Genomic DNA, 11080 nt, shown 5'->3' with positions numbered 1-11080 from the left:
TCCCGCCTTTTTTATTTGCATGGAGGCGTCGCAGGTTTATGTCTTGATGAACGTACATCGGATGGACGGAGCCATTCGGGAATATATGCCTGCTGCCCGTTCTGGAGGAAAGAATGAACGACTACAAGCCGCCGACGCGCCGCCTGCGTTCGCAGGACTGGTTCGATAATCCTGACCATATCGACATGACGGCGCTCTATCTGGAGCGCTTCATGAACTACGGCATCACACCGGAAGAGTTGCGCTGCGGCAAACCAATCATCGGGATTGCCCAGAGCGGCAGCGATCTCACGCCCTGCAACAGGGTGCATGTCGAACTTGCCAAGCGGGTGCGCGACGGTATCCGCGATGCCGGCGGCATCCCGATCGAATTCCCGACGCATCCGATCTTCGAAAACTGCAAGCGTCCGACGGCCGCACTCGACCGCAATCTCGCCTATCTCGGGCTCGTCGAAATTCTCTACGGCTATCCGCTCGATGGCGTCGTGCTGACGACCGGCTGCGACAAAACCACTCCTTCGGCGATCATGGCGGCCTCAACCGTCGATATTCCCGCCATTGTACTTTCAGGCGGGCCGATGCTTGATGGGTGGCACGAGGGCGAACTGGCGGGATCGGGAACTGTGATCTGGCGCATGCGGCGCAAATACGGTGCCGGCGAAATCGACCGCGAAGAGTTTCTTCAGGCCGCGCTCGATTCCGCACCATCCGTCGGCCACTGCAATACGATGGGCACCGCTTCGACGATGAACGCGCTTGCCGAAGCACTCGGCCTGTCGCTGACGGGTTGTGGCGCCATTCCGGCGGCTTACCGCGAGCGCGGCCAGATGGCCTATCGCACCGGGCGCCGTGCCGTCGAGATCGTGTTCGAAGACCTGAAGCCGTCGGATATCCTGACGCGCGAGGCTTTCCTCAACGCCATCCGCACCAATTCGGCGATCGGCGGTTCGACCAATGCGCAGCCACATCTGGCGGCCATGGCGAAACATGCCGGTGTCGAGCTTCATCCCGACGACTGGCAGGTCCATGGCTTCGATATCCCGCTGCTTGCCAACGTCCAGCCGGCAGGCGCTTATCTCGGCGAGCGCTATCACCGGGCAGGCGGCACGCCTGCGGTCATGTGGGAACTGCTGCAGGCCGGTAAGCTCGACGGCAACTGTCGGACAGTCACCGGCAAGACCTTGGCCGAAAACCTGGAAGGCCGGCAGGCAAGCGACCGTGAGGTCATCCGGCCGTTTGCGGAACCTCTCAAGGAGCGGGCTGGCTTCCTCGTACTCAAGGGCAATCTCTTCGATTTCGCGATCATGAAGATGAGCGTGGTCTCAGACGATTTCCGCAGACGCTACCTGCAGGAGCCTGGTCGTGAAGGCATATTCGAGGGCAAGGCGGCCGTCTTCGACGGTTCCGAGGACTATCACAAGCGCATCAATGATCCGTCGCTGGATATCGACGAGAATACCATCCTCGTCATCCGCGGGGCAGGGCCGATCGGTTGGCCGGGTTCAGCCGAAGTCGTCAATATGCAGCCGCCGGACCACCTCTTGAAACGCGGCATCAGCAGCCTGCCGACGATCGGCGATGGCCGCCAATCCGGTACGGCGGACAGTCCTTCGATCCTCAATGCCTCGCCGGAAAGTGCCGCCGGCGGCGGTCTCGCCTGGCTTCGCACCGGTGACATCATCCGCATCGATTTCAATCTGGGCCGCTGCGACATGCTGGTCGACGACGCCGAGATCGAACGGCGCAAGGGCGAGGGTATTCCGCCGGTGCCGGCGGATGCGACGCCGTGGCAGCAGATCTACCGTCGGTCGGTCAGTCAGCTTTCGGAAGGGGCGGTACTTGAAGGGGCGGCAGACTTCCGGCAGATTGCAAGGGTTCCGCCGCGCCACAATCATTAGGCGATTATTTCCTGCGGGAGTAAGGAAAGTTACTCCCAATAGCCAGCTCGGCAATCCATAAAAGGCTTCGTTAATGTGGGCTTGAGACAGTATTATGATTTCTCGCATCTGCTTAAGTCTGAGACACCGAATTGCCGAAAAGGACACCGACCCGGTCGGAACAGGAATTCCAGGATCTGTTAAGGCGCCTCGAGCTTGCGCTCGATGCGTCGCAGATCGGCGTTTGGGAGCACGATGTGCGCACCAACCAGATCCTCTGGGATGCGCAAATGCACCGGCTCTATCAAACGGGCGAGACCATGCGCGTCCTTCCCACATCGTTTTGGTTTGACGCGGTTCATCAGGAAGACCGGCAACGCGCAGTGCAGGAATTCGACGAGGCGATCGCCCGGCGTGGCGCCTATAATTCCGAATTCCGTATCATCCTGCCGAACGGCGAAATCCGGCATTTGCGCTCGCGGGCGCATTTCTACGTCAGCGAAGAGGGTGCTCCCTCATTCATCGGCGCCGAGTGGGACGTCACGGCTGATGTCATGCTGAACGCGGAGCTGAAGCGTCAGCGGCAGGTCGCCGAAGCGCGGGCAAGGGCGCTCGAGGAAAGCAACGCACGGATCGAGTATGCTGCCGAACATGACTATCTGACCGGGCTGCCCAACCGCCGCCTGTTCGACAGGCGGTTTGTCGAACTGCATGCCGACAAGTCGATCTCGACGCTTGCGATCCTTCACCTTGGTCTCGACCAGTTCAAGCAGATCAACGATAGCTATGGCCACGCCGCAGGCGACGCCGTTCTGCGTGCGGCCGCGCTGCGGATGACGGCCGCCGTTCCGGGAAACAGCCTCGTCGCGCGCGTTGGCGGCGATGAATTCGTCATTCTGCTGTGGGATTTCGCAGGTGTCGAAGAGCTCACGCGCATTGCCGCGGATGTCCAGCAGCGGCTGCGAAAGAAGATCCGGTTCGGCCAGGAATTGCTGCAGTCCGGTACCTCGATCGGGATATCATGGAGTGCCGGCCGGCGGACGCGCAATCTGTTCACCGAGTCCGATCTTGCGCTCTATCAAGCGAAGAAACTTGGGGTAAACCGCATCGAATTCTTTACCCGGCAATTGCGGGAGGACCTGCTCAGCAAACGGCGTCTCGCCGAAGAGCTGAAGCGCGGGCTGGAGCGCGGAGAGATTGTTCCTTATTACCAAGTGCAGTTCGACGCCAAGACGCGGTCGATTTCCGGCCTCGAAGCGCTTGCCCGCTGGATTCATCCAGAAAGGGGTGTGCTGTCGCCGGCCGTCTTCTTGAAGGCCGCGGATGAGAATGGGCTGTCGGCGGATATCGACGCGGCAATTCTGAAAATGGCGCTGGAGGATCGCCGGCATTGGCAGGATCGGGGTACCGCCGTTCCGCGCATAGCGGTCAATATTTCGAGCGCGCGGCTGTTCGATCCGGCGCTGCTCGACAGCCTGCAGGCGCTGGAGGTTCCTCCGGGCGAATTCTCTTTCGAACTGGTGGAGACGATCTTTCTCGACGATCCCGATGACAAGCTGCTGAGCAACATCGATCAGATCAAACAGATGGGCATCGATATCGAGATCGATGATTTTGGTTCGGGGCACGCCTCGTTGATCGGGTTGGCAAGGCTGCGCCCAAAATGCCTGAAACTCGACCGGCAACTGGTGACTGACATCGTCGAATCCGAGGAGCAGCGCTGTGTCGTCAGCTCGATCATCGACATCGCCAAGGCGCTCAATGTGGGCGTGATTGCTGAAGGCGTTGAAACGGAGGGCCATGCCGAAGCGTTGACGCAGCTCGGCTGCGACATGCTGCAGGGGTACGCGCTCGGCTATCCGATGCCGGCTGGGGAGATCGGCAAGCTCATTTCGCCGGCCGGCCGGACCCCGGCCAAATCGGGCGCGGGCAGCCGGATGCTGGCGGTTACGGCTCGAGCTCCCGGCGGGCTTCCAGATACCATTCGACAAAGGCCCTGACGCCGGTTTCAAGCTTCGTATCGGGCTTGTAACCCGTCAGGGCGACAAGCAGGTCCGGGCTGGCGAAGGTGCGCGGCACGTCGCCCTTCTGCATCGGCAGCATTTTGCGCTGCGCCGGCTGGCCGAGCGCTTTTTCCACGGTCTCCACGAAGTCCATCAGGCTGACCGGCTGACCGCCGCCGATATTGACGACACGAAACGGCGCTTGGCGGGACAGCGTCTCGACCTTGTCGTCGGCGATGCGGTTTTCTTCCGAAGGCATAATCGCGGAAAGCCGCACGATCGACTCGACGAGATCGTCGATATAGGTGAAATCGCGGCTCATCTTGCCTTCGCCGTAGATTTCGATCGGCTGGTTTTCCAGCATGCTCTTTACGAACTTGAAGAGCGCCATGTCCGGGCGGCCCCAGGGACCATAGACGGTGAAGAAGCGGAAGGCGGTGGTTGGCAGCTTGTAGAGATGCGCATGGCTGTGCGCCATCAGCTCCATCGACTTCTTGGTCGCGGCATAGACCGTCAGGGGCTCGTCGGCCCTGTCGGTCTCATGGAAGGGAACGCGGGGGTTCGCGCCATAGATCGAAGAGGTCGAGGCCAGCATCAGATGCTGCACATTGTGGCGCTCGGCAGTTTCCAGAATGTTCCAGGAGCCTTCGACGTTCGAGCTCAGATAGGCGCGCGGGTTTTCAAGACTGTAGCGGACGCCGGCCTGGGCCGCGAGGTGGATCAGGATGTCCGGCTTTGCCTGGCCGACCGCATCTTCGAGCGCCTTTTGATCCTCAAGCATGGCGACCACCGGCTTGAAGGCCGGGAACTGCGCCAGAGCCGCATGCCGCATATGCTTGAGCTTGACGCTGTAATAGGGCGTCAGGCCGTCGAAACCGGTAACCCGATGCCCATCCTGCAACAAGCGCCGCGCGAGATGAAAGCCGATGAAGCCTGCGGTGCCTGTTATGAAGTAATGCATTTTCTATCTCTACTCGGTCTTCTTGCCGACGGCAAAGTGGCTGAAGCCGTGGCGCGTGATTTCGGCGATGGGATAGATATTGCGCAGGTCCACGACGACAGGGTTCTTCATCGTGGTCTTCAGGCGCTTGAAGTCGAGCGCGCGGAATTCATCCCATTCGGTAACGAGCACGATGGCATCGGCGCTCTCGGCAATCTCGTAAGGGTCATTGCCGTAGGTCACCGGCCCGAGCATTTCCTTGGCCGCTTGCATGCCTTCCGGGTCATAGACGTGAACCGTGGCGCCGCCGTCGAGCAAGGCCTGGATGATGGTGATCGACGGCGCATCGCGCATGTCGTCGGTGTTCGGCTTGAAGGTCAGGCCGAGGACGGCGATCTTCTTGCCGCGCACGCTGCCGTCGCAGGCGGCGATCACCTTACGACCCATGGCGCGCTTGCGGTTGTCGTTGATTGCAACCGTCGTTTCGATGAGGCGCATCGGGCTGTCATAGTCCTGCGCGGTCTTGACGAGCGCCAGCGTGTCCTTCGGAAAGCACGAGCCGCCATAGCCGGGGCCGGCATGCAGGAACTTGTCGCCGATGCGCTTGTCCATGCCGATGCCCTTGGCAACCTTTTGCACATCCGCACCGATCTGTTCGCAAAGGTCGGCGATCTCGTTGATGAAGGTAATCTTCATGGCGAGGAAGGCGTTTGCGGCGTACTTGATCAGCTCCGACGTGCGGCGCTCGCAGAAATAAAGCGGTGCCTCGTTGAGGTAGAGCGGCCGGTAGACTTCGCGCATGACTTCCGTCGCGCGCGCGTCTTCGGTGCCGATGACGATGCGGTCGGGGCGCTTGAAGTCAGTGATGGCAGCACCTTCGCGCAGGAATTCCGGGTTCGAGACGACGGCGATGTCCTTGCCGGGGAACTCTTCGCGGAAGATGCGCTCGATCTCGTCGCCGGTGCCGACGGGAACGGTGGACTTCGTGACGACGACGGTGAAGCCGCTGACGGCTGCGGCAATCTCGCGCGCGGCAGCATAGACGTAACTGAGGTCGGCATGGCCGTCGCCGCGGCGCGACGGCGTGCCGACCGCGATGAAGACGACATCGGCGTCGGCAACCGGTGCAGCCAGATCCTTGGAGAAATCCAGGCGGCCTGCGCTGCGGTTGTGCTCGATGATGGCATCGAGGCCCGGCTCGAAGATCGGCACTTCGCCGCGTTCAAGGGCGTCGATCTTCGCTTCGGATTTATCGACGCAGGTGATGTGGTGGCCGAAATCCGCAAGGCAGGCGCCGGAGACGAGACCGACATAGCCCGAACCAATCATAACAATGCGCATGGAATAACCTTCATCAAAAACGATCGCGGCCTGCCGGCGGCAAAACGCGATCGTGATACAGGCGCACCGTTATAAATTCAAGACAGCCCCACTTCTCAGCTGCGCCCAAACTCGTCGACGATGCGGATGATATCGTCCTCGCCGAGGTAGGAGCCGGTCTGCACTTCGATCAGTTCGAGCAAGATCTTGCCCGGGTTTGCGAGGCGGTGCACCTCGCCGAGCGGGATATAGACAGACTCGTTTTCCCGCAGCATCTGCACATTCTCGCCGATCGTCACCTCGGCCGTGCCCTTGACGACGATCCAATGTTCCGAGCGGTGGTGATGCTTCTGCAGCGAGAGCTTCTTGCCGGGTGTGACGAAGATGCGCTTTACCTGGAAACGGTCGCCGTTGAAGATCGAGGTATAACCACCCCACGGCCGGTACGAGGTCGGATGGGTTTGCGTCAGTTTCGACGTTGCGGGCAGGGCGGCGAGCGTCTTGACGAGATCGCCGACGCTCTGGCTGTCCTGCAGCTTGCCGACATAGACGGCATCCTCACTGGCGATCACCGCGACATCCTCCATCCCCTGGACGGCAAGATGCACGCCGTGGCTCATCACCAGCGAGTTGCGGCTGTTGACAAGCGTCGTATTGGCGGTCGCCACATTGCCGTTCGGGTCGCGCGTCCCGGTTTTCCAGACGGAATCCCAGCTGCCGAGATCTGACCATTTGAAGGGCGATGGCACGACAGCGGCATTGGCCGTCTTTTCCATGATCGCATAGTCGATCGAGATACTGGGGGCCTTCGCAAAGGATTGGGCGTCGAGACGGGTGAAGTCGAGATCGCGCGTCGCCTTCGCAACAGCCTCACCGGCAGCGGCGACGACGTCCGGCGCATAGTTGCGCATTTCCGCGAGGAGCCCGCCCACCTGGAACATGAACATGCCGGAATTCCAGTAGAAGCCGCCGGCAGCCACCATCTCCTTTGCCTTGTCCAAGGGCGGCTTTTCGATGAAGCGCTTCACGGTCTGTGCGCCTGCCGAAAGGTTCTCGCCGCCTTCGATATAGCCGTAGCCGGTTGCCGGCTCGGTCGGCTCGATGCCGAAGGTCACGAGCTTGCCGCTGGCGGCCGTTTCGCGCGCGGCGCGGACGCTGTCGAAATAGCTTTGATCGGCGACGATCTCATAGTCCGAGCCAAGCACGTGCATGATCACGTCCTTGCCGAAAAGGTCGGCAACGAGGGCGGCAGCGGCGGCAACGGCGGGTGCGGTGTTGCGGGCAACCGGCTCCAGCAGGATCGCCTTCAGCGCGTGATCGAGTTCGCGGGCCTGTTCGGCCACGAGGAAGCGGAATTCCTCATTGGTCAGCACGACCGGTGCTTCGTAGAGGGCCGGATCGGAGACGCGGGCGAGCGTTTCCTGAAACAGCGTCTTGTCGCCGATGAACTGAATGAACTGCTTGGGGGCTGCAGCGCGCGACAGCGGCCACAGGCGTGTGCCCTTGCCTCCTGCCATGATCACGGGAACGATCTTTTGCGTCATCGGGTGCGTTTCCTCAAAATCTTCTGTCTTCAATCAGTTCTGTCCGGCCCACTGCCTGATCCGGCTCAGTCCGGCTTCAAGCAACTGGCTTGCGGCATGTTCGGTTTGCGCTTCGACGTAGCAGCGCATCTCCGGCGCGTTGCCCGAGGGGCGAAAGTGGATGATGCGCCTGTCGGCCAGCGTGACGCGCAAGCCGTCGATGTCGCTTGCCGTGGCGGGGCTCCCAAGGGGCTTCAGGAAATCCGCCAGGTTTTCCGGCAAGGCGCGCAGGTAAGCCATCAATTTTGCGCTCGTCTCGACGGGGAAGTTCTCCAGCCGATCGGCCGCCGCGATCGGGAGATTGTAGGAAGCGGCAATGACCGACAGCGGCTTCTTTTGCGCCGCTGCCAGCGCAAGGACTGCCAGGATCGGCAGGAAGCAGTCGCGTGTCGGCAGTGCCTCCAGCGTCCTGCCATTGACGCTGAAATCCGAACCGGTCAGCAGACCGCCATTGGCCTCGAAGCCCATCACGCGGTCCTTGCCTGCGAAGATCGCCTCCTGCATGCCGGCGATAACGAAGGGTGAGCCGACGCGCGTGCGGGCGACGGCAAAGGCGCCGGCGGCTTCGATGCCGGAGTTGGAGGTGACAGGCGTGACCACGGTCCCGGCATCCAGGAAATTCGCAGTGATCAGCCCCAGCAAGTCGCCGCGCAGGGGCGTGCCGTTCTCATCCGTCACCAGTGGCCGGTCGCCGTCGCCATCGGCCGAAACGAGCGCATCAAGGGTCAGCGACTGCGCCCAATCCTTGAGGAGCGCAACGGTCTGCGCCGAAACGGCTTCGGTATCGACCGGGATGAAGGTCTCCGATCGTCCAAGCGCGATGGCTTCGGCGCCGTAGTGCGACAACAGCTGCACCATCATGTCGCGGGCAACGGTGCTATGCTGATAGACGCCGATCCTTTGGCCGGAAAGGGCATTTTTGGAGAGAATGCCGGCATTGCGCGCCATGAAGGCTCTAGCGCAGTCGCCGGACCGGTCCTCGACCTTCGCTTTTTCCGCCATTGCCTCTTCAGGCAGGGAGCGGTCGAGCTTGACTGCAAGATCGGAAATCGCGGCTTCGTCCGCCTTGTCGATCTCGCCATCGGGTCGGTAGAATTTGATGCCGTTGCGGTCCGCCGGGATGTGCGAGCCGGTGATCATCAGGCTCGCGGCCTTGTTTCGGGATCCGTAAAATGCCAGCGCTGGTGTCGGGACGGTGCCGCAATCAGCGACCCTGAAGCCAAGCGCGGTCAGCGCGAAAGCGCATGTCGCAGCGATTGCAGGGCTGGAATCGCGAAAATCGCGGCCGAGCATGACGAGGTCGCCTTTTTGCGCGCGCCCGCTCTCAAGAAGATATTGCCCGAACGCTGTCGCGTAGACCACCGACGCCCTGCCTTCCAGATCGGCGGAAAGGCCGCGCAGGCCGCTTGTTCCAAATTTCATGCGTGTTAAGCCTTTGCTGACGCTTGCTTTCCTGCGCGATTATCACCAGTCTGACGATACTTCGTAAATTTTGGCCGCGATAGGTGACTAAAATATTGCGCGCCTCCCTTTTCAGGGCAAATCTATCCCCCCTTCGGTGGAACGAGGACTATCGATGAGCGAACAGACCATCGCGCTCGAAGCGAGCTGGAAGGCGGCACTCGCGCCCGAATTTTCCAGTCCCTACATGCAGCAGCTCAAGGATTTCCTGCTGGTGCAGAAGCAAAGCGGCAAGCGTATCTTCCCCAAAGGGTCGGAGTATTTTCGCGCGCTTGATCTCACCCCGCTTGCAAAGGTGAAGGTCATCATTCTGGGGCAGGATCCCTATCACGGCCTCGGACAGGCGCATGGGCTCTGCTTCAGCGTTCGACCAGGCGTGCGCATTCCGCCGTCGCTGGTCAATATCTACAAGGAGATGGAAACCGATCTCGGCATCAAGCCGCCGCGGCATGGCTTTCTGGAGCATTGGGCCCGCCAGGGTGTGCTGTTGCTCAACAGCGTTCTGACCGTCGAGGAGGCGCAGGCCGCGTCACATCAGGGCAAGGGCTGGGAGCGTTTCACCGATGCGGTGATCCGCAAGGTCAACGAGGAATGCGAGTCCGTCGTCTTCATGCTCTGGGGTTCCTACGCGCAGCGGAAGGCGGCTTTTGTCGATACCGACCGTCATCTCGTCCTCAAGGCGCCGCATCCGTCGCCGCTTTCGGCGCATAACGGCTTTTTCGGATGCAGGCATTTTTCGAAGGCAAACGCTTTCCTGCAGTCTCACGGCCGCGCGCCCGTCGACTGGGAGTTGCCCGCCAATCCCCAGGATGCCTAGAGTTTTCTGAACATCTCTGGACCGGTGTTCAATAAAAGGAGACAATGCGTTTTGGTCTCCGGGACTATTCCAAATCGCTCCAAGCAATCATCTATGACCCATGAAGGCTCGCCGCTGCGGGCAAGAAAGGGGTCTCGACATGCTCAACCAGATCAAGGGTCTGCACCACGTCACATCGATGGCGGAGGACGCCCGTACAAATAACCAGTTCTTCACAAACGCGCTCGGCCTGCGCCGCGTCAAGAAGACCGTGAACTTCGATGCGCCTGACGTCTATCATCTCTATTATGGCGACGAGACCGGTTCGCCGGGTTCGATCATGACCTATTTCCCGTTTCCCAAGATGGCGCAGGGCCGTCCGGGCACCGGCGAAGTCGGTACGACCGTTTTCTCCGTTCCCGAGGGCTCGCTCGGCTTTTGGAGCGACCGTCTCACCAAGCTCGGCGTCAGCGGTCTCAAGGCGGACGAGAGCTTCGGCCAAAAGCGACTGCACTTTGCGGGTCCTGATGGCGACGGTTTCGCGCTTGTTGAAGTCAGGGACGACGGCCGCCAGCCCTGGACGCATGGCGGCATCGGCGAGGATCACGCCATCCGTGGCTTCCACTCCGTCGCCATGCGCCTTCGCGATGAGGGCGCGACGTCCGAACTCTTGAAATTCATGGGCTATGAGGTTCAAGACGAGAAAGACGGCGTGAAGCGGCTGGTGATGCCAGCCGGCAACGGCGCGCATCTGGTCGATCTCGAAACGATGCCGAATATCTCCCGTGCTCTGCCGGGCGCCGGTTCCGTGCACCATGTCGCCTTTGCTGTCGACAACCGCGAAAAGCAGCTTGAGGTGCGCAAGGCACTGATGGATACAGGCTACCAGGTGACGCCGGTCATCGACCGCGATTATTTCTGGGCGATCTATTTCCGCACGCCTGGCGGCATTCTCTTCGAGGTCGCCACCAACGAACCCGGCTTCGACCGGGACGAAGACACGGCTCATCTCGGCGAAGCGCTGAAGCTGCCGCAGCAGCACGCGCATCTGCGGCAACTGATCGAGCAGCACCTGCAACCGCTCGAAGCTTAAGGGGCAG

The 11080-nt window shown here is 61.1% G+C and carries 8 protein-coding genes; 4 read left to right on the top strand and 4 right to left on the bottom strand.

The genetic code is table 11. The features are described 5' to 3' along the window. The first annotated feature begins 113 nt into the window (after positions 1 to 113). Entirely contained in the window at positions 114 to 1898 is a 1785-nt protein-coding gene (locus tag QA644_RS13875; RefSeq protein ID WP_194727824.1) for an IlvD/Edd family dehydratase, read from the top strand. A gap of 131 nt (positions 1899 to 2029) precedes the next feature. Then, positions 2030 to 3877 carry a GGDEF domain-containing phosphodiesterase gene (locus tag QA644_RS13870; RefSeq protein WP_283069015.1) on the top strand — a complete coding sequence of 616 codons (1848 nt, stop codon included), beginning with the start codon at positions 2030 to 2032 and terminating at the stop codon, positions 3875 to 3877. On the opposite strand, the gene QA644_RS13865 is transcribed toward QA644_RS13870, so the two are convergent. The 4 genes from QA644_RS13865 to QA644_RS13850 all read right to left on the bottom strand — a co-directional run bounded on the left by QA644_RS13865 (position 3825) and on the right by QA644_RS13850 (position 9145). Then, entirely contained in the window at positions 3825 to 4841 is a 1017-nt protein-coding gene (locus tag QA644_RS13865; RefSeq protein ID WP_194727822.1) for an NAD-dependent epimerase/dehydratase family protein, read from the bottom strand. The genes QA644_RS13870 and QA644_RS13865 overlap by 53 nt on opposite strands. 9 nt (positions 4842 to 4850) lie before the next feature. Continuing rightward, positions 4851 to 6161: a UDP-glucose/GDP-mannose dehydrogenase family protein gene (locus QA644_RS13860; protein ID WP_194727821.1), complete on the bottom strand. Its 1311-nt coding sequence runs from the start codon at positions 6159 to 6161 to the stop codon at positions 4851 to 4853. A gap of 95 nt (positions 6162 to 6256) precedes the next feature. Then, positions 6257 to 7684: a mannose-1-phosphate guanylyltransferase/mannose-6-phosphate isomerase gene (locus QA644_RS13855; protein WP_283069012.1), complete on the bottom strand. Its 1428-nt coding sequence runs from the start codon at positions 7682 to 7684 to the stop codon at positions 6257 to 6259. 33 nt (positions 7685 to 7717) lie between these two features. Beyond that, the gene (locus tag QA644_RS13850; protein ID WP_283069010.1) at positions 7718 to 9145 is read right to left on the bottom strand and encodes a phosphomannomutase; all 1428 of its coding nucleotides are present in this window, start codon (positions 9143 to 9145) and stop codon (positions 7718 to 7720) included. A gap of 154 nt (positions 9146 to 9299) precedes the next feature. Here QA644_RS13850 and ung point away from each other — a divergent pair, with 154 nt between their 5' ends. Together ung and QA644_RS13840 are read left to right on the top strand one after the other, a co-directional pair. Beyond that, positions 9300 to 10001, top strand: coding sequence for a uracil-DNA glycosylase (gene ung, locus QA644_RS13845; RefSeq protein ID WP_283069008.1), 702 nt, complete (start codon positions 9300 to 9302; stop codon positions 9999 to 10001). A gap of 139 nt (positions 10002 to 10140) precedes the next feature. After that, positions 10141 to 11073, top strand: coding sequence for a VOC family protein (locus tag QA644_RS13840; protein ID WP_283069006.1), 933 nt, complete (start codon positions 10141 to 10143; stop codon positions 11071 to 11073). The last annotated feature ends 7 nt before the right edge of the window (positions 11074 to 11080 follow it).

This window comes from Rhizobium sp. CC1099 (assembly GCF_029714385.1).
Classification (GTDB): Bacteria; Pseudomonadota; Alphaproteobacteria; order Rhizobiales; family Rhizobiaceae; genus Rhizobium.
This window is presented reverse-complemented; position numbering and strand designations above follow the sequence as displayed.

Bases quoted from the DNA above. Each gene is read 5' to 3' on its own strand.
- QA644_RS13860 (WP_194727821.1), bottom strand. From the start codon at position 6,161: ATGCGCATTGTTATGATTGGTTCGGGCTATGTCGGTCTCGTCTCCGGC.
- QA644_RS13865 (WP_194727822.1), bottom strand. From the start codon at position 4,841: ATGCATTACTTCATAACAGGCACCGCAGGCTTCATCGGCTTTCATCTC.
- ung (WP_283069008.1), top strand. From the start codon at position 9,300: ATGAGCGAACAGACCATCGCGCTCGAAGCGAGCTGGAAGGCGGCACTC.
- QA644_RS13840 (WP_283069006.1), top strand. From the start codon at position 10,141: ATGCTCAACCAGATCAAGGGTCTGCACCACGTCACATCGATGGCGGAG.
- QA644_RS13850 (WP_283069010.1), bottom strand. From the start codon at position 9,145: ATGAAATTTGGAACAAGCGGCCTGCGCGGCCTTTCCGCCGATCTGGAA.
- QA644_RS13875 (WP_194727824.1), top strand. From the start codon at position 114: ATGAACGACTACAAGCCGCCGACGCGCCGCCTGCGTTCGCAGGACTGG.
- QA644_RS13855 (WP_283069012.1), bottom strand. From the start codon at position 7,684: ATGACGCAAAAGATCGTTCCCGTGATCATGGCAGGAGGCAAGGGCACA.